The 558-nt window shown below is 53.9% G+C and carries 1 pseudogene; it reads left to right on the plus strand.

The annotated features are described in order from the left end of the window. Positions 1-251: 251 nt before the first annotated feature. Positions 252-558 (plus strand): annotated as a pseudogene (locus tag FUT88_RS26465) (type 1 fimbrial protein); the annotation flags it as partial.

The following is a 558-nucleotide window of genomic DNA, read 5'->3' on the forward strand; positions in this document are numbered from 1 at the left end:
TGCCCAGCCGTTATCGCAGGTTCCCGCATAGCGCTGTGTTTGCAATAGCCGCGCGCATTCTGGCTATCTCCTAACGACTGAGACGTGTATCAAATTCCGGTGGAGGGAGCGTGCAATAGGCCGATGCGCAAGGCACGCGGTTCCAAGACAACCGTGCATATTGGGGAGCGACTAATGAAGATGCACCAGCTGGGTCTAAAAGACATGCGCGTGGTGGGCCGACCGTTGTCACGGAAATCAAAGGCTTGGGGATGCAAGTCCTCGTCAATGGGCAACCTCAGACAAGGTTGAATGAAGATCAGTCGCCCATCACATTCTCTTCGCCCATCGAAATTCAATTGCTGAGGGACAGTACCCCAGAGTTGGTTAACGGAAAATCCAACGATGTAGTTCAGTTCTGGTTCTTCACAAAGACAACGTCGGGATCCAGCCGGATCATTAACTACATCCGCCTTAACACGAGGGTGACCAGAGTCGAAGGAAGCTGCTCGGTGCCAAGTCAGACCGTAGAACTGCAACCCACCCGCGCAAGAAGCTTGGCTGGCATTGGGGCAACGG

The organism is Ralstonia sp. TCR112 (assembly GCF_007997035.1).
In the GTDB taxonomy this organism is placed as follows: domain Bacteria; phylum Pseudomonadota; class Gammaproteobacteria; order Burkholderiales; family Burkholderiaceae; genus Ralstonia; species Ralstonia edaphi.